At 66.9% G+C, this 21,035-nt stretch carries 17 protein-coding genes and 1 tRNA gene; 14 read left to right on the top strand and 4 right to left on the bottom strand.

The window, feature by feature from the left end; all coding sequences use genetic code 11:
- The first annotated feature begins 219 nt into the window (after positions 1 to 219).
- The 4 genes from HQ325_RS18355 to HQ325_RS18340 all read left to right on the top strand — a co-directional run bounded on the left by HQ325_RS18355 (position 220) and on the right by HQ325_RS18340 (position 5,473).
- Positions 220 to 633 (top strand): PAS domain-containing protein, encoded by a 414-nt coding sequence (locus tag HQ325_RS18355; protein WP_222631630.1) that lies wholly within the window; start codon positions 220 to 222, stop codon positions 631 to 633.
- A 37-nt stretch (positions 634 to 670) separates the two neighbouring features.
- Entirely contained in the window at positions 671 to 1,423 is a 753-nt protein-coding gene (locus tag HQ325_RS18350; RefSeq protein ID WP_222631629.1) for a hypothetical protein, read from the top strand.
- A gap of 5 nt (positions 1,424 to 1,428) precedes the next feature.
- Positions 1,429 to 3,549 carry an Rv1355c family protein gene (locus tag HQ325_RS18345; RefSeq protein ID WP_222632538.1) on the top strand — a complete coding sequence of 707 codons (2,121 nt, stop codon included), beginning with the start codon at positions 1,429 to 1,431 and terminating at the stop codon, positions 3,547 to 3,549.
- A gap of 73 nt (positions 3,550 to 3,622) precedes the next feature.
- On the top strand, positions 3,623 to 5,473 hold the full coding sequence (locus HQ325_RS18340) for a bifunctional diguanylate cyclase/phosphodiesterase (protein ID WP_261778531.1): 1,851 nt from the start codon (positions 3,623 to 3,625) through the stop codon (positions 5,471 to 5,473).
- A 25-nt stretch (positions 5,474 to 5,498) separates the two neighbouring features.
- On the opposite strand, the gene HQ325_RS18335 is transcribed toward HQ325_RS18340, so the two are convergent.
- Positions 5,499 to 5,645: a hypothetical protein gene (locus HQ325_RS18335; RefSeq protein WP_222631628.1), complete on the bottom strand. Its 147-nt coding sequence runs from the start codon at positions 5,643 to 5,645 to the stop codon at positions 5,499 to 5,501.
- 67 nt (positions 5,646 to 5,712) lie between these two features.
- Here HQ325_RS18335 and HQ325_RS18330 point away from each other — a divergent pair.
- Positions 5,713 to 5,786, top strand: a tRNA-Ile gene (locus HQ325_RS18330).
- A 507-nt stretch (positions 5,787 to 6,293) separates the two neighbouring features.
- On the top strand, positions 6,294 to 8,612 hold the full coding sequence (locus HQ325_RS18325) for a GGDEF domain-containing protein (RefSeq protein ID WP_222631627.1): 2,319 nt from the start codon (positions 6,294 to 6,296) through the stop codon (positions 8,610 to 8,612).
- A 3-nt stretch (positions 8,613 to 8,615) separates the two neighbouring features.
- Here the strand turns inward: HQ325_RS18325 and HQ325_RS18320 are convergent, their stop codons facing one another.
- On the bottom strand, positions 8,616 to 9,356 hold the full coding sequence (locus HQ325_RS18320; RefSeq protein WP_222631626.1) for a GAF and ANTAR domain-containing protein: 741 nt from the start codon (positions 9,354 to 9,356) through the stop codon (positions 8,616 to 8,618).
- Positions 9,357 to 9,553: 197 nt separating this feature from the next.
- Here HQ325_RS18320 and treS point away from each other — a divergent pair, with 197 nt between their 5' ends.
- From treS to HQ325_RS18285, 7 genes are all read left to right on the top strand, one after another.
- The gene (gene treS, locus HQ325_RS18315) at positions 9,554 to 11,737 is read left to right on the top strand and encodes a maltose alpha-D-glucosyltransferase (RefSeq protein ID WP_222631625.1); all 2,184 of its coding nucleotides are present in this window, start codon (positions 9,554 to 9,556) and stop codon (positions 11,735 to 11,737) included.
- A gap of 37 nt (positions 11,738 to 11,774) precedes the next feature.
- Complete coding sequence (locus tag HQ325_RS18310) at positions 11,775 to 12,722, top strand: methionyl-tRNA formyltransferase (RefSeq protein WP_222631624.1); 948 nt, start codon at positions 11,775 to 11,777, stop codon at positions 12,720 to 12,722.
- 103 nt (positions 12,723 to 12,825) lie between these two features.
- Positions 12,826 to 13,926, top strand: coding sequence for a diguanylate cyclase (locus HQ325_RS18305; RefSeq protein WP_222631623.1), 1,101 nt, complete (start codon positions 12,826 to 12,828; stop codon positions 13,924 to 13,926).
- A gap of 59 nt (positions 13,927 to 13,985) precedes the next feature.
- Complete coding sequence (locus tag HQ325_RS18300; protein ID WP_222631622.1) at positions 13,986 to 15,020, top strand: NAD-dependent epimerase/dehydratase family protein; 1,035 nt, start codon at positions 13,986 to 13,988, stop codon at positions 15,018 to 15,020.
- A gap of 45 nt (positions 15,021 to 15,065) precedes the next feature.
- Positions 15,066 to 16,130, top strand: a complete 1,065-nt coding sequence (locus HQ325_RS18295; protein ID WP_222631620.1) for a YihY/virulence factor BrkB family protein — start codon at positions 15,066 to 15,068, stop codon at positions 16,128 to 16,130.
- Between the two features lie 237 nt (positions 16,131 to 16,367).
- On the top strand, positions 16,368 to 17,300 hold the full coding sequence (locus tag HQ325_RS18290; protein ID WP_222631618.1) for an SDR family oxidoreductase: 933 nt from the start codon (positions 16,368 to 16,370) through the stop codon (positions 17,298 to 17,300).
- Between the two features lie 4 nt (positions 17,301 to 17,304).
- Entirely contained in the window at positions 17,305 to 17,859 is a 555-nt protein-coding gene (locus HQ325_RS18285; protein WP_222631616.1) for a hypothetical protein, read from the top strand.
- Here the strand turns inward: HQ325_RS18285 and HQ325_RS18280 are convergent.
- Entirely contained in the window at positions 17,826 to 18,719 is an 894-nt protein-coding gene (locus HQ325_RS18280; protein WP_222631614.1) for a siderophore-interacting protein, read from the bottom strand. The two genes, HQ325_RS18285 and HQ325_RS18280, sit on opposite strands and share 34 nt — an antisense overlap.
- Positions 18,720 to 18,883: 164 nt before the next feature.
- Between HQ325_RS18280 and HQ325_RS22660 the strand changes: the two genes are divergently transcribed.
- Positions 18,884 to 20,086, top strand: coding sequence for a TerD family protein (locus HQ325_RS22660; protein ID WP_308014707.1), 1,203 nt, complete (start codon positions 18,884 to 18,886; stop codon positions 20,084 to 20,086).
- Positions 20,087 to 20,283: 197 nt separating this feature from the next.
- Here the strand turns inward: HQ325_RS22660 and HQ325_RS18270 are convergent, their stop codons facing one another.
- Positions 20,284 to 21,030, bottom strand: coding sequence for a hypothetical protein (locus HQ325_RS18270; RefSeq protein WP_222631612.1), 747 nt, complete (start codon positions 21,028 to 21,030; stop codon positions 20,284 to 20,286).
- Between the last annotated feature and the right edge of the window lie 5 nt (positions 21,031 to 21,035).

Here is a 21,035-nt window from a genome sequence, read left to right as displayed (position 1 = left end):
CGCAGCGTGCCCCCGCATCGGCGCCCTACCCCCGCGATCGACCTCACGTCGAGCCGATGTCCCAGCTCGAACGGCGTCGTCGCACACTCTGCGCACCATCTGATCCGAAAACGACGTGACCTGCAACTCATGACATCCCACAACAACGTGGGTTCCGTGCCGGCTTTCCTCGGAGGACGACCGTGCACTTCCGTAACGCACTGTGCCACAATGGATCACATGTCGGGTACGGAAGCGGCCAATGTGGGTGTCGGCATGTCGGCGGCCTCCGTCACCGAGCAGTCCGAACTCTCCGGTCTGTATCGCCACGTCGTCCACTCGTCGCGAGCGACGACCGTGCACGATTCCTCCGGGGCGCTGGCCTTCTACAACTCGGCGTGCAGCAGCCTGCTCGGGTACGAGGCGGACGAGCTCGCGGCAGTGCCGTCGTCCACGATCCTTCATCCCGCGGACAGCGCCGCCCTCGCCCACGCCACCGAGCGCGCGTACTCCGCCGGGTCCGTCGCCACGCGTCTCCGACTGGTCCGTAAGGACGGTCGAGCCGTCGAGGTCGACATGGCCATGTCCCGCATGGTCGTGGGCGATCGCCGCTACCTGATCGTCGAGTCCACCCCGGTCGACGCGGTCGCCTGACCTCTCTCGATTCGCCTTCACGACGCAGGAGTGCCCCATGTCGGCCCCGTCAGCGTTGCCCGTCACGCCCGTCGCGGCGTACACGCAGGGTCACTACGTCGACAGCCTCTTCGGATGCACGATCATCGCGACGACACCCGCCGGCAGACCCGATCTCTGGGCCCGTTTCCTCGAGGGTGCCCATCGCAGCTACACCCACCACGACGTCCTGCCGGCCCTGGAACACGACACCATCCGTGACGGGTCGACCACCGCTCTCTTCTTCTGCGCAGTGGACACCTCGGGCGCGATGCTCGCCGGTGCCCGACTGCAGGGCCCGTACAGCGACGCGCGCGACACGCATGCCGATATCGAGTGGCGCCATCACCCGATCGGCCGGATGGTGCTGCGGCGGATGGTGACCGAGCGGATCGCGCGCGGCGTGGTGGAGCTCAAGACGGGCTGGGTCGACTCGACGGCGGCACGGGAGCGTCACCTCGCCGACGTCATCGGTTACGCCGGACCCTTGGGGTGCTCGCTGCTGGGCGCCCGCTACGCGCTGGTCACGGCGGCGGATCACGTACTGCGGATGTGGCAGAGCACCGGCGCCGTGACGGCGGAGTCCGTCGAACCGGCCGTGTACCCCGACGAGCGCTATCGCACCCGTGCTCTGTGGTGGGATCTCGAGAATTTCCGTGATCGGGCCGATCCCCGTCACGTGCGCAGAATCGACGACGCGGCAGCCCAACTGGCGCACTCGTGGGCGGCCACCGCCGTATCCGATCGATCGACGAGGAGCCTTGTCCGGTGACCGACATGCTGGTGAACCCCGCTCGTGCCGACCACGCCACACCGACGATTCTCGATCCGCGATCCGCGAGCGACCGCGCCGTGATCGACTCGCTCGTCACGGACGGGGTGACCGTCGTTCTCGACACGCTCGACGCCCAGGCACGGGGACTGTCCGCTCTCGTCCCCCGGCCCGGCGCCGACGTCCTGGACGAACCGCCTCGCTGGGTGCACTATCCATGGCGCCGCACTCTCGTCCGCGTACTCGGGCCTCGCGGTTTCCGGCGGCTCCGGCTCGATCGCAACCGCAACAAGATCACCGCCGAGGAGCAGGACCGGTTCGGTGCGGCGAAGATCGGCGTCGTGGGCCTCAGCGTGGGGCACGCGGTGGCGCACACCCTGGCCCTCGAGGGACTGTGCGGAGAGTTACGGGTCGCCGACTTCGACGAGTTGGAACTGTCCAACCTCAACCGCATTCCCTCGACCGTTCTGGACCTCGGCGAGAACAAGACCGACATAGTCTCGCGGCGTATCGGCGAGCTGGACCCGTACCTCACCGTGCGCGTCGAGGCACGCGGCATCACCTCCGACACGGTGGACGACTTCCTGGACGGCCTCGACATCGTGGTCGAGGAATGCGATTCCCTCGATGTCAAGGTCCTGCTGCGTGAGGCCGCCAAGCGGCACCGCATCCCGGTCATCATGGAGACCAGCGACCGCGGACTGCTCGACGTGGAACGGTTCGATCTCGAGCCCGATCGTCCGATCTTCCACGGCGCCGTCGGCACTCTCGATTCGGGAGCTCTCACCGGTCTCAGCACGCGCGACAAAGCTCCCCACGTGATGTCGATCCTCGGTGCGTCCGACGTGTCGGCGCGATTCGCCGCGTCCATGGTCGAAGTCGACAGAACCGTCTCGACGTGGCCGCAGCTCGGTAGTGACGTCGCTCTGGGCGGCGCGACGGTCGCAGCGGTGGTGCGTCGCATCGTGCTGGGGCACTCGTTGCCGTCCGGTCGCACCCGCATCGACGTCGACGGAGCGCTCGACGTCCTCGGAACGGCCGAGAGCGACCGGGATCCCGCCGACGAGCCGGAAACGACGACGACGGCGGAGGCAGCGACCTCTGTCGTGGACTCGATCGTGGAGGCCGCCCGGCGCGCGCCGTCCGGCGGCAACGTTCAGCCGTGGACGCTGGACACGTCCGACGACCGCGTCACCATCACCCTCGATCCCCACCGCACCACCGGTCTGGACGTCGCACACCGCGGGAGCCGGATCGCCGTGGGCGCCGCGGTGTTCAATGCGCGGGTCGCCGCTGCCCGTGCCGGACTCACCGCGGTGCCGACCATCGTCGACGAAAACGACGAACGCGGGAACGTTCGTGTCGACCTGACACTGGCGTCGACGCCCGACGTCGCTCTCGAGCCCCTCTACGAGGCCATGATGGCGCGTTCGACCAATCGCCACTCGGGTACGCCGAGCGCACTCTCGGAGGAGGTCGTGCGCGATCTCTGCGCGGCGGCTGCAGCGGAGGACGGCTCGGCTGTCGTGATCACGGATCGGGCAGCGCTGTCCGACATCGGCGAGATCCTGGCGGAATCGGACAGACTCCGCTATCTCACCACCACGTTGCACGCCGAGATGATGTCCGAACTGCGGTGGCCCGGAGACGACGACCCCGACACCGGCATCGATGTCGCCACACTGGCACTCGACGCCACCGACCTGGTCAAGCTCGACGTCGCCCGACGACCGGACGTGATGCGTCTCCTCGCGGACTGGGACACCGGCACGGCACTGGGCGACGACACGCGCGTTCGGATGGCGACGACGTCGGCAGTCCTCGTCGTGTTCGCGCCGGGCGTCACCGGCCGCGATCACGTCGTGGCCGGTAGCGCGGTGGAGCGCGCGTGGATCACGGCCGAGTTGCACGGTCTGGCAGTCCATCCCGTGTCACCCGTGTTCCTCTATGCCTCCGAGGATCACGAATTCGACGCGTTGTCGCCTCGATATGCCGAACGACTACGCGCACTGCGACACCGGTTCCTCGATACCGTCGGTCAGCCGCGAGAGACACCGGTGGGCCTCGTACTACGACTGTCTCACTGCACAATTCCTCCTGTTCGAAGTCGACGCCGGCCTCGTTGACGGTGGTCGTCGCGGTACAGTCGGCTGAACGAGTGCAGTCCAGCGCTCCGCAGCCACGCGAGGAGTCCCGACGTTGGAGCGCCGTCCCCCGGCCGCGGCACGCTCGTTCAGCGTCGACGTGCTGGTGACCCGTGTGGCGACCCACCTCATCGGCGTGAATGCCACGACGGTGGGTGCAGGCTACCGATCCGCTCTCGAGGACCTGGTCGGTCACTTCGCCGTGGACGCGGGGTTCCTACGCCATCATGATCGGGAGCGTCGCTCCACGCACATGGTGGCCGAGTGGCCCGACAGGGTCGACGTTCCGGATCCTGATCCACTCGGAGTCGTACGTTTTGCCGACGCGGACCCGGTCTTCGCCGCCGCGGAGTTTCTCCGTGAGCCGCTCCTCTTTCGTCCGGACCCGGCCATGGAGGACTATCGGCACCGCGTGGAGGCGGCCTCGGGATACACGAGCACCTCCATGGTGTCCGTACCCCTGCTCTCTCACGACATCACCACCGGGGTCATCGGACTCGTGGCGTCGGGCGATCGCGAGTGGTCGGACGACGAGGTCGATGCGCTCGAGGCGATCGCCACCCTCTTCTCTCAACTGCAGGCTCGGATCGACGCCGAGGAGCATCTGCGGTGGGCCGCCACGCACGACGCGTTGACGGGGTTGCTCAACCGGCGGGGTGTCTCGGAGCTGCTGTCCGCTCGACTCGCCGGGGGCGGTGACACATTCGCGGTGCTCTACTTCGACCTCGATCGTCTCAAGGCCCTGAACGATTTCCTGGGGCACTCGGCCGGCGACACGTTCCTCCGCACGGTCGGTGCACGGCTGCAGCGGCATTCGGACGCGGACACCCTTCTCGCACGATGGGGCGGGGACGAGTTCGTGGTCGTTCTTCCCGGTCCGCTGACCGAGGACGACGCGTACGCCGAGGCCTGCCGCATCCTCACCGTGGTGACCGCGCGCGTCGACATGGCGGGCGAGTACGTCTCGAGAACGGCGAGTATCGGTGTCGCACTCGGCATTCCTGGCAGCGGCACGGTCGACTCGGTCATCGCGGACGCCGACCAGGCGGCGCTGGCGGCCAAGTCGGCAGGGGGGAATCAGGTCTCACTGTTCAGCTCCGAGATCCGCGAGCGCAACGAGTTGCACAACGACATCGAGTTGCACCTGCGCGCGGCGATCGAGGGCGAGTCCCTGCTCCTGCACTTCCAGCCCGAGATCGACCTCACGACCGACCGCATCACGGCGGTCGAGGCTCTGGTGCGGTGGCAGCATCCCACCCGGGGCATGTTGCCGCCGATCGAGTTCATCGCCATCGCGGAAGCCGTGAACCTGGCCACCGATCTCGGCCGCTGGGTTCTGCACACCGCATGCCGAATTTACGCGTCGTGGCGCTCGACGTTGGGCACACTCGACATCGCCCTCCGGGTCAATGTGTCACCGGCGCAACTGGTCTCACTCGACTTCGTGCACACCGTACGAGAGGCACTGTCCCGGTACGCTCTCGAGCCGCAGTGCCTGTGCATCGAGATCACCGAGGTGGCCGTGGTCCACGACATCGTCCTGGCCGCACGGGCACTCCGTGAGGTTCGTGCACTCGGGGTCCGCGTGGCCATCGACGACTTCGGCACCGGGTACAGCTCGCTCTCGCACCTCGGGACGTTGCCGGTCGACGTCGTGAAGATCGATCGGGAGTTCGTCACCCACCTCGCGACCAGCCTGGACGACCGGGCGATCGTCGAAGCCGTCACCGCCCTCGCTCGGGCCTACGACCTCGATCTCGTCGCGGAGGGCCTCGAGGACGTCGACGCGCGCGCAGTGTTGCTGGAACTGGGATGCACCCGCGCTCAGGGCTATCTCTACGCACGCCCGCGACCTGCCGACGTCGTCCTTGAGATGTTGCGAATCGGAACGCTCACACCGAGCTGAGCGTCAGCCCCCCCCGGCCTGAGCATCACCCCTCCGCCTGGTCGGGCTGAGTGTTGGCCGCGTCGTCGAGTTCCGACGGGTCGGCGTCAGGGTCACGCGAGGAGTCGTAGGGCCTCTCCGAGGAGGTCGAGGGTTCGTCGGACACGGGCGAGTCGCCGTTCGGTTCGGTCATGCGCCACGCGTACCCGCGGCCGCCGCCGATAATCCTGCCCAGGTATCGTGAGCGCGCGTCAGCGCCGGGGGCGGTAGCTCAGTCGGTTAGAGCCGTGGACTCATAATCCATTGGTCGCGGGTTCGAGCCCCGCCCGCCCCACTCGGGACCACAGCAAGGGCCGTGACGGCACGCGCCGCCCCTCGGACCAGGTGGAGCCACGCCCCGAGTCACCGCCGCTCCGGATACCCGTAACGGTCCGCCAGACTCGTGACGAGCGCGCCGGCGGCAAGGGCCGTAGCGGCACCGGCAGTAGCGGCCAGGACCCAGAGACGCATGTGTTCGCTCCTCGTCGTGCGGTCGGTCCGACATCGAACGGACCGATCGGTCATATCACGCAAACCTACCCGACGCCCGCTCGTGTCCGAATTATCCTTCCTCTCGACGTCTTCGGTGCGTCGACTCCGGCGGCCTTGCGGCCGGGCCCGGAGCGTTCCCCGTCGGGACACCGTTGTCCCGACACGCTCGCACCGTCGTTTCGGCTGTTCGTCTGCTATATTCTGTACTCTAGGTTTGTTTCGAAGCGATCGACCCGGCTACCCGTCTGTTCGTCGACTCCGAACGGTGACGAGAGAGGCAGGACCGACGGCAGAGCCGTGAGGAACGACGATGATGCCCGACGAGGATGCACCCGGCCCGCGCCCGACACTGTCGGAGGCGTTCATGTCCTCGCGGCTCGGTCTCGCGACGGTGTTCGATCATTCCCCCGACGTGGTTCTCGTGACCACGGCCGACGGCCGGATCGTCCACGCGAACCCCGAGGCGTCGAGAACTCTGGGCCTCGACGGAGGTGAGCACGGGCCACCTCACGATCCGACGGTGGACACCGTCGTCGTCCCCACCGCCCCCACGACGCTCGCGGAGATCCTGTCGGCCGTCCAGCTCCACGGAACCTGGCTCGGCCGAACAGAACTGGTGCATCACCTCACAGGAGAAAGGCTCGCGGTGTCCACCTCAGCATTCGCGGTACGCGGCCACGACGACGACTCGTCCCTGGTCGTCTCGATCCATCGCGACGCCTCTGCGCAGAATGCCGACGACCACCTTCTGCAGAAGGCGCTGGACGCGTCCACCTTCCGGACGTCCGAGCAGCGCGTCGTCGCCGAGCTGAGCAGGCTCGCACTGCGTGGCCGGCTCGACGACCTTCTCTCGGCGGCCACCGATGCCGTGGTGACGCTGTACGGAGCACGGTGCGCCGTCATCACCCGCGCGCACGATCTGCCGGCCACCCTCGAGATCGTCGCCGCGACGGGGGACGACGCGTCGCACGATCTGTGCGCCACCGGCCCGTCCTCGATCACGGCGTTCGCCAGTCGATCGGCCACCCGGATCGTGTGGTCCGGGGACGCCCGTGAGTCCAGGTTCGACGTCGCCGCCCTCGTCGCGGGTGGTGTGGAGAACGCGGTCGCCGTCCCGATCGACGGCACCGGCCACCCGTGGGGCGTACTGACGGTCCTCGGAGTCGCCTCGCGCTACCTGTCGTCCGCCACCGGGGCCGTCGTGCCGATCGTCGACATCTCGGCGGCGAGACCGCCCGTCTCGGTCCCGGACAATCCGATGCTCGACACGGGCGCCCTCGACACCGTGTCCGACGTCGTGTCCGCCGCGGTGCATCGTGTCGGTGTCGAGAGCGAACTTCGCTACCGCAGTCTTCGAGATCCGCTCACAGGTCTCCCCAACCGGGCGCTGGCCTACGACCGGATCGAGTCCGCTGTCGAGCGGGGCGTCGCGAAGGCCACCACCACGGCGGTCATGCTCATCGATCTCGACGACTTCAAGTCCATCAACGACGGACTGGGGCACGAGGCGGGTGACTCCGCTCTGGTGTCCATCGGTAACCGGCTGACCCGCGCATCGCGGCCCGGTGACACCGTCGCTCGCTTGGGTGGAGACGAGTTCGTGGCGGTGTGTGAGAACCTCTCCGGTCCGGAGGAGTCGATCGCGGTGGCGCGTGCCTACGCGGACGCCGTGCGGGCGGCCATCGTCGTCGACGGCAACGAGTTGCGCATCACCGCGAGCATCGGCATCGCACTGGCGGACGACACCGTGCCCGGCAACGAGCTCATTCGCCGCGCCGACGTGGCGATGTATCGCGCGAAGGACACCGGTCGCGGCAACGTTGCGGTGTTCGACACCGACGATCGCGAGCACCGCCGCAACCAGTTGGCTCTGTCGGCCGACCTCCGGTCCGCTCTCGACAGCCAGATTCTGACGCTCGCCTACCAACCCATCTTCGACATCGCTACCGGGCGCATCACCGCCGTGGAGGCGCTGGCTCGGTGGCAACATCCCACCCTCGGATCGGTGAGTCCGGAGACCTTCGTCCGAATCGCCGAGCGCACCGGCCAGATCAACACCCTCGGCCTGTGGGCTCTGCACACCGCGTGCGTGCAGGCGGCGGAGTGGCAGTCCATCTCCGATGTCGGCGTGCGCGTCAACGTCAGTGCGCTGCAGCTTCGCCAGCCCGATTTCGTGGCGAGCGTCGCCCGCATCCTCGCCAGTTCCGGGCTGCCGGTGGGCCGCCTCGGACTGGAGATCACCGAGACGGTGTGGCTCGCGGACACCGCGCAGGTCCGGGACGCCCTGACCGAACTGCACGCGATGGGTGTGTCGATCCTGCTGGACGATCTGGGCAGTGGCCACAGCTCCGTCACCTATCTCAGCCGATATCCCGTCATCGAAGCGTTCAAGATCGATCAGACGTACATCCAGGCCATGCCCGGCAAGCAACCCGAAGCCATCGTGTCCGCCATCGTCTCGCTCGCCCACGCGTTCGACGTCGCCGTCGTCGGCGAGGGCGTCGAGTCGCAGGCCCAGTTCGACCGACTACGGGACAGTGGTTGCGATCTGGCCCAGGGCTTCTGGCTCGCGCACCCGGCGAGCGCGAACGAGGTCACCTCGATGCTGCTGGAGCGACGCGCCGGCTGATCCTCAGCCGGACGGGTCGGTGCGGGAGGCGTCGCGCACGAAGTCGGCGGCCACCTCACGCACTCGCACGTTCCGGCGCTGCGCCTCGCGCGAGAGGACGTCGAACGCCGCGTCCGCGTCGAGACCGCGCATCGCCATCAGAATGCCCTTGGCCTGCTCGATGGGGGCGCGTCGCGCCATGGCGTCGCGTAGCCCGCTCACCGTGGTCGTGGCGTCGGTGTAGCGCGCGTGCTCGCCGATGGCCCGCCCCACCGTGGTGGTGAGGCTGTCCAGGATGTCGGCGTCCATGTCGTCGAAGGCGTCGGCGGACGAGCCGTACAGGTTGAACGAGCCGATCACCCCGTCGAGCGTCCTGATGGGCGAGGCGAGGAACGAGTGCACACCCTCGGTGCGCGCCGCGGCCGCGAACTCCGGCCACCGCTGTTCCGTGCTGTCGCAGTCGACGACGATCGTGGTGTCGGTACGGGACGCTTCGAGACACGGACCCTCACCGGTCTCGTACTGCATCTCGTCCACTGCGAGGGTGGTGCTGTCCGTGTAGACCGCCGTGTACGTGGTGCCGTCGTAATCGATTGTCACGCCGCAACTGTCGGCGCCTCCGATGACGTCGTGCGCGAGGTCCACCGACCGCTGCAGCAACTCGCCGAGCTCGTCCGTGTCCTCGATGCGTCGACCCAGCGATCCGACGATCTCACCGAGTCGTTCGGGTGTCAGGCCACCTTCGGCCCGCCCTTCCGTGTCCATTGCACCATTCGATCACACGCCCGCCGATCCACCGAGGCGTGTTCGGCACACTCCGTCGGTCCGTGCGTAGTCTGAGGTGCGGTCGGCGTTTCGGTTCGTCGGCCCTCGGGTAGTTCCCCGGACGGCATGCAGACCAGGCACGCCTGTGGGAGCTTCCCATCGAAGATGTCCGCGCGTCCCGTCACATCGGAGGAACAGTGGATCCGGAAGTTCAGCACGAACCCAGCGAGATCACGTACGACGAGAGTTTCTACCCGGCCAGGCCTCGCCCACTGAAGCCGTCGGTGCGTCGTGCGTACCGCACTGCGGGCGCGCTGCCCCAGGGTGACGCCGACGCCTCCAATCCCGAGTACGTGTCGTGGCTCGTCGACCGGTCGATGCTGCACGATGCCAAGCTGATCGCGGAACAGTTGTCCGGCAAGGGCAGCATGTGGCAGAACCCCTACGCGTCGCCGGATCCGCGCGGAGCCGTCGAGCGCGCACCCGTGTGGTTCACCGCGTATCCCATCTCGCTCATCGCGGCTCCAGGACAGAGCTTTCTCGGCACGCTCGGCGACGAGGCTCTGTGGCAGGTGTTCTCGGACATCGGCATCACGGCTGTGCACACCGGCCCGGTCAAGGAGGCCGGCGGGTTGCACGGGTGGCACGCCACACCGTCGGTCGACGGCCACTTCGACCGCGTCAGCATGCAGATCGATCCGGCGTTCGGCTCCGAGGAGGAGTTCCGGCGGCTGTGCGTCGTCGCGTCCGCCTACGAGGGCATCGTCATCGACGACATCGTTCCCGGACACACCGGCAAGGGTGCCGACTTCAGGCTGGCGGAGATGAACGTCTCCGACTACCCCGGCATCTACCACATGGTCGAGATCGAGCCGCAGGACTGGCACCTGCTCCCCCGCGTCAGGGCCGGCCAGGACTCGGTGAACATCGATGCCGAGTCCGAGGCCAATCTCGCTCGCGCCGGGTACATCGTCGGCCAGCTCCAGCGCGTCATCTTCTACGAGATGGGCGTCAAGGAGACCAACTGGAGTGCCACGCCGGTCATCCGCGGAGTCGACGGCGTCGAGCGCCGCTGGGTGTATCTGCACTACTTCAAGGCGGGTCAGCCGTCCATCAACTGGCTCGATCCTTCGTTCGCCGGCATGCGCCTCGTCATCGGAGACGCCTGCCACTCTATCGCGGACCTCGGCGCCGGAGCCCTGCGTCTCGACGCCAACGGTTTCCTCGGGGTCGAGCGTCGGACGGAGGGTCCGGGATGGTCGGAGGGTCACCCGCTCTCCGAGGCCGCCAATCACCTCATCTCCAGCGTGGTGCGCAAGATGGGCGGGTTCACCTTCCAGGAGCTGAACCTCACCATCGATGACATCAAGGCGATGGGAAGCAGCGGCGCGGACCTGTCCTACGACTTCATCAACCGCCCCGCCTACCAGCACGCGCTCGTCATGGGGAACACCGAGTTCCTGCGGCTCACCATGAATCTGGCGCGGGACCACGGCGTCGACACCGCGTCGCTGGTACATGCGCTGCAGAACCACGACGAGATGACCTTCGAGTTGGTGCACTTCGCGACCCTGCACCGGGAGGACGAATTCTCGTACGGCGGCGACGTGATCAAGGGCGGCGATCTGGGTGACCAGATCCGCGCCGAACTGTGCGAGCGTCTCACCGGCCGCTGGGCGCCGTACAACCGCACGTTCACCAACAACGGGATCGCCTGCACCACCGCGTCGGTCATCACGGCGTCGCTCGGCATCCGCGATCTCGACCGGATGGACGACACCGACATCGAGACGGTCAAGCGCGCCCATCTCATGCTGGCCATGTACAACGCTCTGCAACCCGGTGTGTTCGCGCTGTCCGGTTGGGATCTCACCGGAATTCTTCCGGTGCCGGCGGAGGAGGTCGCCGAACTCATCCGTGAGGGCGACACTCGCTGGATCAACCGTGGCGCGCACGACCTCATGAACACCTCGCCCGACGCCACCAGGTCGGAGTCCGGGATTCCGCGCGGCCGAAGCCTCTACGGCTCGTTGCCGGAGCAGATGAAGGACTCGACATCGTTCGCGCGCCAGCTGTCCCGGATTCTCGATGTGCGGACGAGATACGGCATCGCGACGGCCACCCAGCTCGACGTGCCGTCCGTGTCGCACAAGGGGCTGCTCGTCCTGGTTCACCAGCTGGGCAACGGCTCCGTCTCGGCGACGGTGCTGAACTTCACCGGTGACGAGATCCACGCGACGGTGCAGTCGAAGCACCTCACCGGCGGTGCCACGGTGGTGGACCTCTTCACCGACCAGGACATCGCCGTGGTCGACGAGCTGGGCAGCTTCGCGATGACACTGCAGCCCTACCAGGGTGTGCCGGTGATGCTCAGGGGCTGATGCGGGGCGTGGGCTGGGCAAGGTTAGGCTAACCAGCATGCGAGTGGCGATGTTCGGCTATCAGACCTGGGGACACACGACGCTTCGGACGGTCATCGAGTCCGATCACGAGGTGGTCCTGGCCGTCACGCACCCACCCAGTGAGCACTCCTACGAGTCGATCTGGTCGGATTCGGTGGAGGACCTGGCGCGCAGTCACGATGTTCCGGTCCACCTCGCCCTCGCTCCGGACGATGCGCTGCGCGTCGCGCTCGAGGACGCGAAACCGGACATCATCGTCGCGAACAACTGGCGCACCAAGCTGCCCCGGTCCATCTACGACCTGCCGCCGCACGGCACCCTCAACCTGCACGATTCGCTGCTGCCCCGGTTCACGGGATTCTCGCCCGTGATCTGGTCGCTGATCAGTGGCGCGGCCGAGACCGGCCTGACCGCGCACCGCATGGACGACGAGCTCGACACCGGCGACGTCGTCATCCAGCGGTCCGTCCCGATCGGCCCGCGCGACACCGCGACCCAGTTGGTCCAGGCGACCATCGACCTCATTCCCGAGGTACTGCTCGAGGCGCTCGACGCGATCGAGAGCGGCACCGCGGTGTGGACCCCGCAGGACCTCTCGCAGCGGACGTTCTTCCACAAGCGTGCGGACATCGACAGCCGTATCGACTGGACGTGGCCGGCCGAGGACATCGACCGTCTGGTCCGCGCTCAGTCCGACCCCTACCCCAACGCGTGGACCCATCACCGTGGCCGTCGGCTCCGCATCGTCGAAGCGCATGTGTCGCAGGGCATCTACGGCGGTACACCCGGTCGCGTCTTCATCCACGAGGGTGACGGCATGGCGATCGTCTCCGGCCCGAACGCCCACCTCGGCCGTAACCGAGCGCTCGTGATCGACGCGGTGCGCACCAAGGACGACGACCGCACGATCCCTGCTGCGGAGTACTTCCCCCGCGGCGGCGGGTACCTCACCGACGCTCCCTGACGTTCGGTTCCGGCAGGTCGGGCGAACGGGATCACGAACGGGTCGGGTCGAGTACATTTCACCTGGAAGCGGGTGACGGGGGCTGGTCACGAGGACGGTCTACATGGCGAGAATCACCGGTCCCGGTTCGTGGACGGACCGTGCGCAGCACTCACGGACGGTGTGGCGATCCACGGCACGCGCGGGTGATCCGGTGCGCTCCGACCTCGTCATCGTCGAAGGACTCGCCACCATCACGGCACTCTGCACGCTCCTGTTCGGCGCTGTCCTGGTCTGGATGACGACGGCCGACGACTACGCGTTCTCCTGGTGGTCGAAGACCTACACCTTCGGGGTCACGGTGACCGCCGCAATCACCTGGTGTGCGTTGCACACCCCGCGTGCCGCCATCTTCTACCGGCACACGGACGCGGTCACCCTGGTGGCCGCGATTCTCGTCGTCGGCAGTCCGGTCCTCGCCTATGCCAGCGCGGGGTCTGCTTACCCGGCCTTCGGACTCGTTCTGGCCATCGTGGCCTTCGCCGGAATACTCCAACGTCGCGCCCACATCGTCACGTTCACCACGCTGGCGGTGTGCGCGTGGACGGCGTTGGCGGTGGCTCACGGCACAGACGTGAGCGTGCAGACCTTCGCGGTGTCGGTGCTGCGAACCGTTCTCGTCGTCGCGGTCATCCACTACTTCCGCATGAAGACCATCGACCTGCTGTGGGAGAAGTATCGGATGGTCGACGAGCAACGTGCCGCGGCCGACTCCCTGTCGCACGTCGACGATCTCACCGGCCTGGCGAACCGTCGCGGCCTCCAGCGACGTGCGGCGACCGAACTCGATCGGTGCCGACGAGAGTCTCGGCCCGTGAGCGTTCTCTACCTCGACGTGGACGGTCTCAAAGATGTCAACGACACCCTCGGGCACGATGCCGGAGATGCCGCACTGGTACGACTCGCCGAGATGCTGGGGACCGCGTTCCGCGGCAGTGACATCGTCGCCCGCGTCGGCGGTGACGAATTCGTCGTGGTCCTCCCCGACACGGACCGGACCGTGGCGCTGGATCTGGGCGCGTCCATCCGCGATCTCTCGATGACCACCGAGGTGTCCGTCAGTGTCGGACTGGCAGTGTGGAGTCCGGGACCACACGCGCCGGATCTCGACGACCTGACGAGGCGCGCCGACAACGCGATGTATCGGGTCAAGTCACGGCGCTGAACGGCGACGCGGGAGCCGGATACCCGTTTGGCTCCCCGACGCACGGGTATCGCCACGACATGCCGGAACAACGCAGTGGGCTCGTCGTGGCCGTGACCGGAGCGACGGGAAACCTCGGGACCTCGGTCGTCGACGCGCTGGCCGTCGACCCGGCGGTCTCCGCAGTCCGTGCGATCGCGCGGCGCTCGCCCGTGCCGACGAACGGTCGTCCGGCGTGGGCTCCCGCACGGACGACGTTCGTCGAGGCGGACATCGCACGGGACGACCTGGTTCCGCTGTTCGACGGAGTCGACGTCGTCGTACACCTGGCGTGGCAGTTCCAGCCGTCGCGCGATCCGGTGCAGACCTGGGACGTCAACGTCGTCGGCGCGATGCGGGTCTTCGACGCCGCGGCGGCGGCCGGAGTGAGCGCGTTGGTGCACGCGTCGTCGGTCGGTGCCTACTCCCCGGGATCGAAAGACGTTCGGGTGACCGAGGACTGGCCGACGCACGGCTGGCAGGGCGCGGCCTACACGCGCGAGAAGTCGTATCTCGAGCGTGTGCTCGACCGGGTGGAGACGCGGAATCCCGACCTCCGGGTCGTCCGGATGCGCCCGGCCTTCGTCTTCGAGGCGTCGGCGTCCACGGAACAGCGTCGACTGTTCGGCGGACCCTTCATCCCGGCCCGGCTGGTGCGACCCGCGTTCGTCCCGGTCTTCCCTGACATCGCGGATCTGGTGTTCCAGGGAGTGCACTCCCGCGATGTCGGACGAGCATTCGCCGCGGCGGCGGTGCGCGAGGTGTCGGGCGCGTTCAACCTCGCGGCGGACCCCGTCATCACCCCGGCCACCTTCGCGGAAATTCTCCGCGCGCGGTTGATCCCTCTGCCCGCGTCCGCGGTGCGCCTCGCCCTCGATGCTCTGTTCACCGCACGCCTCGTTCCCACCGACCCCGGCCTGTTCGACGCGGTGCTGCGGCTTCCCATCATGGACTCCGGTCGCGCCCGCGACCTGCTGGAGTGGGCGCCTCGACACACCGCGCAGGACGCTCTCGCCGAGTTCGTCCGCGGCGTGCACGAGGTGGAGGACGCCCCGACCCCGCCGCTGTCCGCGTGACCCGGCGGCGGTTTGCGTCGGGTGAGTGCGGGTAGTCCGCAGTCCATGACCCGAGAGCAGACGACGGGTGACGACCCGGCCCACGCGGACCCGGACGATCCTCGGAAGCCCGATTCACCCACCGATCTCACCAAGCCGTCGTTCTTCTACGTCCTGCGCAAGACCGCGCGCGAGTTCTCCAAGGACCAGTGCACCGATCTGGCCGCTGCTCTCACGTATTACGCGGTGCTGTCGCTGTTCCCGGCTCTTCTCGCCGTCGTGTCCCTTCTCGGCGTGTTCGGGCAGGGCGAGCGCACCGTCACCGCGGTGCTCGACATCGTGTCCGACCTGGGGCCCTCGTCCGCCGTCGACACACTGCGCGGACCGGTCGAGCAGCTCGTGCAGGCGCCCACCGCCGGACTCGCCCTGATCATCGGTCTGGCCGGCGCCCTCTGGTCGGCGTCCGGCTACGTGGGCGCGTTCGGCCGCGCCATGAATCGGATGTACGAGGTGGACGAGGGCCGACCGATCTGGAAGCTGCGACCGGTCATGCTGGTCGTCACTCTGGTCGGCCTGATCTGCATCGCCGCAGCGGGACTCATGCTGGCCGTCAGCGGTCCCGTCGCCACGGCCGTGGGTGACGCGATCGGTGCCGGCGACACCGCACTGACGGTGTGGAACATCGCGCGGTGGCCCGTCGTCCTCGCGCTGATCATCCTGGCCGTCGCGATCCTCTACTACGCCACACCCAACGTGCAGCAGCCGAAGTTCCGATGGATCAGCACAGGGGCCGGCATGGCCATCGTCGTGTGGATCCTCGCGTCCGTGCTCTTCGGTTTCTACGTCGCGAACTTCAGCAGCTACAACAAGACCTACGGCTCGTTGGCCGGCGTGATCATCTTCCTGCTGTGGCTCTGGATCACGAACCTCGCTCTGCTGTTCGGGGCGGAACTCGATTCCGAACTCGAACGCGGCCGCCAACTCCAGGCCGGCATCGAGGCCGAGGACCATCTGCAGCTTCCCCCGCGCGACACCCGAGTCTCGGAGAAGAACGAGGAGACCGATCGCGAACACGTCGAACGTGGTCGCGCACTGCGCCTCTCCCACGGTGAGGACTCGTCCACCCGTTAGCGCCGGCGTGACACGGGGGCGGGGAAGGGCGGACGACGCGATGTGTCGAGAGAAATATCGGCGCTGATCGGTCTCGTCCTGCTCGTGACTCCGAATTCGGGGTACAGCTTCAGGACGCCGCCGGTCACATCCGCGGCGTCGACGGCGTCGAGAACTGGCGTCACCATCGACGGTCTAGGCCGTCGACTCTCCGGACGCGCGCCGACGTCGGCAGCGCGTCGATACTCGAGGTGATCCATGACCCAGTCCATCTCTCCCACCGATCGTCGATCTGCCGGGACGATCCTGATCACCGGCGCGTCCAGCGGTATCGGCCGCGCCACCGCCCACCTTTACGCGGAGCGCGGCTGGTCCATCGTCGTGTGTGCCCGTGGCCGTGACGGTCTGGCCGCCGTGGCCGACGAATGCCTGCAACGCGGCGCCGCCGCGGTGGCCGTCAAGCCGGTCGACGTGGTGAGCGGCGACGACGTGACCAAGGTCGTCACCGAGGTGGTCGAGCAGTTCGGCCGCCTCGACGTCTGCGTGCACTCCGCCGCGGTGATGTCCTACGGGACGTTCCTCGACACCCCGGCAGAGGTGTTCGATCACGCCGTGTCGGTCGACCTGCTCGGGTCCGCGAACGTCGCACGGTCGACGCTGACGGTGTTCCGCGACCAGGAGCACGGCCACCTCGTGGTCATCGGCTCGTTGCTGGGCCGTATCGCGGTGCCGTGGATGGGCACCTACGTCACGTCCAAGTGGGGGCTGCGCGGCCTCACCCGTGTTCTCCAGCAGGAGGTTCGGCAGTATCCCGGCGTGCACGTCAGCGCCGTCGCACCCGGTGCCGTGAACACGCCGATCTACGAGCAGGCCGCCACCGTCGTCGGGAGAGCGGGATCGCCGCCTCCCCCCGTCGCGGAGCCCGAGGTCATCGCCCGTGCCGTCGCGGCGGTCGTCCGGCGCCCACAGCGTGAGCGGGACGCCGATGCGGTGTTCGGCCTCGTCAACAAGTTCGCGTCGGCGGGCTACTCGCTGGTCCCGGCGGTCTTCGATCGACTCGTCGGGCCGTTGATGTGGCGTTTCGGCATCGCACGCGAGCCCAAAGACGATTCGGAGGGCAATGTATTCCACTCCAGGACCGCACCTCCCCCGCGGAAAGTGACCGCGCGGACCGGAGACCGTCCACACTGAGTCCATGACCACCCGACGCCGGTTGCCCCCACAGAAGCTCGGATCCCTCATCGGCGCCGTGTTCGGACTCGTGTTCGTGGTGGTCAACTCGGCGTCGTCGCCGACACTCCTGCGTCTCGCGTTCTGTGTGGCCGCTGCGGCGGCCGCGATCACCGTTCTCGTGGGAATCGCGCGCAATCCCGTGGCCACGGTGCCCGCGGGTGTCACACCGTTCGGACGCGGTTACGTCGTGATCGTGCTCGCCGAGGTGGTGCTGCTCTTCGTCGGCATCCGCATCGTGGCGGGGCCTCTCGGACTGCCCGAGGCCGGGGTCGCCTGGGTGGCCGTCGTGGTCGGCGTGCACTTCGTCGTCCTGGCGCGCCTGTGGCACCTGCGACTGTTCGACGTCCTGGGCTCGGTGCTGACCGTTCTCGGGGTGCTCGGCTTCGTCCTGGCCGTCGCCGGGGCGGACCGGATGTGGATCGACATCGTGGCAGGAGTCGCTTCGGGTGCGGTGCTCCTGGAGTTCGCGCGCCGAGGAGTGCGTCAGAGACCGACCTCCTCCAGTGCCTCGTCGTAGATCAGAGCCGCCTCGGACTCCGAACGGCCTTCCTGCAGCGCATTCACGTAGACGGCGGACACCTCCTTCTCCACCGCCGTGTACTTCGCGAGCCACTGCTCGGCTCGCACGCGCCAGTAGCCGATGATGTCGAAACGGTCGACGCCCATACCCTGCTCGCGGCGCACGTACTTGCGGACGGCGCGAGAGTCGGCCGCCTCCCCTGCGAAGAAGACGTAACCGTCGCCCGGTGGGAACTCCCATGCCTGCACCGCGTCCGGCAGCACACCGGGACCGTGCCCGTTACCGGACCCGACGCACCACTGCACTGTCACCTCGGCCGCCGACTCGAACGTCTGCACGTCGGCCTCGTCGAGAACCTCGACGATCGCATGGGCCCGAGTGTTCGCGGGCAACTCCTCGAGCACTCGGCCCAGCGCCGGAAGCCCGGCGAGATCCGCCGCGAGGAGGAACCACGCGGTGTCCGCCGGCGGCGCGAACCAGTGCCGCGGTGGAGTGACGACCACGACGTCGCCCGGTCGCGCCGACAGCGCCCAGGAGGCGGCCACCCCGCCGTCGTGGGCGACGAAGTCGATCACCAGCTCACCGGCGTTCGTCACCCGTCGCACCGTGTAGTTGCGTCCCTCGGGACGGGTGGCGTCGTCGTGGTACCACCACACCCCGTCGACACACTGCATGGCCGGCGGCCGAGCGTCGCCGGGAGCCGGGAAGTAGAGCGCGACGCACTCGTCGGCCACACCGGCCGGGCGGTACCGGCGCAGGTCCTCTCCGCCGAAGGTGAGGCGAACGAGGTTGGGGCTCAGTGTCGTCCGGTCCACCACCTCGGCCCAGTAGAAGGTCGGCTCGGTGTCGTCGGTCATCGATGAAACTCCCGCAGTCGAGGTCGTGAACTCGACTTAGGCTACCCTGACCGCTCGGCTCATGGTGGTGCCACGACGAGTTGTTGCCCGCAGGCGCAGGACTCCCGGGCAATTCGATTCACAGACGCGTCCCGACGAAACGGCCCGTGTGGTCTGATCGACACGTGCGCGAAGAGATGCCGACCGAACCGAAGCAACCGATGACGTCGAGCCTGCTGTCCAAAGGCCAGAATGTCGAACTTCCCGACGGGATCTCGAAGATGGACATCCTGATCAGTTGGGTCGACGACGCGGGCGACGTGGACGCGTCCGCACTCCTGCTGGCGGAATCGGGCACGGTGTCGAAGGACGACGACTTCGTGTTCTACAACCAACCTGAGAGTTCCGACGGCGCGATCCGCCACCTCGGGCGAAGTGCCGCGGAGGACGGAATGTCCGAACGCATCAGTATCGACCTGACACTTCTCGACCCGGCCGTTCTGACCGTGGCGCTCGCGGGAAGCGTGACCGGGGGGACGTTCGGTGACCTCGGCAAGCTGAGCCTGCGTGTGATCGACGGTACGGGCGTGACGCTGGGCGAGTACGTCACAGCGGATGCGAAGGACGAAACGGCTTTCGTATTCGGGGAGGTCTACCGGCGAGGGGGTCGGTGGAAGCTGAGGGCGGTCGGACAGGGATGGACCAGTGGGCTGGAGGGATTGGCAACCGATTACGGGGTGTCGATCGAGAACAGCGATGTGCCCGACCCGGAGGTGGTCGACAGAGCCGATCCCGTCGCTGACGATGTGGTGAGTGTGGCACCTGATGTCGTCGAACCGAGTACTGTCGAATCTGAGCTCGATGAGACAGTTCCGTCCGCTGATGTCGACATGCCGATCACGACGACGACATCCGCATCGGTTCAGGAAGATGGATCCGACAAGACCACGGGGCGCGCGGCCGCCTCCACGCGTCGCGGAGTGCGCACCACTAAGGCGGTGCCGAGGAAGGCGAAGCCCTTCACGTTCGTCTCCGCCGACGGGGACAACTGGGCGCCCGCCCGACTGTTCTCTGTCGTCGGCTCCGGCGACGAGCAAGAGCGCCGTGCGACTGCCGCACTCGTTGCCACGATGCAAGCTGTGAGGCCCTTCGCGCGCGCAATCAGTGGACGTGTCGGCGCACCGGCAGGCCGATTCGAAGGCTACGTCGAAGTTCCGTACACGAAGGGCGAAACCAAGGTCATCCCGGATGCCGTCTTTCGCGTCGCCCGAGGGTCCAAGATGTGGACGGCGCTGCTCGAAGTGAAGACGGGTACTGCCTTGGGCCCCAAGCCTGGAGATCAACAAGAGGCACATAAACAAAGCCCAGATGAGCTGTTTGAGCGATAGATAGCTGTAATTGCTATTGGCCATTAGCCCAGGTCCGACAGCTGCCCTAAACCGCCCGATATGAGCCGGTAGCAGCCCTTTTCTACGCACCATTTCAGTAGAATTTTTTAAGGCACTATTTCAGTACAGCATCGCGTACTGACGCAAGGTCTCTTCTGTTCGTTTGGGTGACCCCTTGAGTGAACACCCGTGTCCTTTCAACCCCCGGGGTGCGGAGCAGGTTTTCCTAAGTAGCCGATTATCTCTTCGATGTCGTACAGGTCGCTTCCGGTCACGCTGGGGTATCGCGCATTGACATCTGTCATATGATCCCGAAGATTCGCAATAACGCTCGAATCGTCGAGTTTACCGTTCTTGGAGTGAAAATTGAAGGCGGTCCGCGACATGTGCACCGCAGCTTCGTTAAACTCTGCAGTGGGGTCACCATCGAGTTCGCGAATGGTCATGCGTGAAACGACAAGGCCATCTATCTTGCCCGTCATGAAGTCGAACCAGCGAGCGGTGTCCGACCCAGCGTATGTTGCTCCGTGCTTGCTACCGCCGATCTTGTTCCACGGCGGCAGTTTACCGTGCAACGTTTTGAATCCCTCAAGTAATTGTCCCTCGCCGATAGCCGCAGCCTCGTCGTACGCCTCATCGGCAAAGGCATCTTGCAATACAAGGCTGAATCCCAAACGGTCATTCTCGGCGAACCACCCGTTGATCTTAGCTCCCTTGTTTCCACCGCTTGGTTTATTCCCCCCCAAACCGTTGTGCTGCGCAAAACGAGTGCAAAGATTTCTAGCCAAACCTATGTAGAGAGGTTCTTTAGTGGATGGATCCCAGTAGCAATAGAGACCAGAGGAACTCCAGTTGGGCTGCCGCAACAGGCTTACTAGCGTGCCATACATGACCTTCCGCTCACCGTCGGTGTAAACATCACGGATAACTGTTCCTAGTGCCATGGTTA

The sequence above is a fragment of the Rhodococcus sp. BP-349 genome, from assembly GCF_019835845.1.
In the GTDB taxonomy this organism is placed as follows: domain Bacteria; phylum Actinomycetota; class Actinomycetes; order Mycobacteriales; family Mycobacteriaceae; genus Rhodococcoides.
The sequence above is the reverse complement of the archived record's forward strand: the minus strand, read 5'-3'. Positions and strand labels throughout refer to the sequence as shown.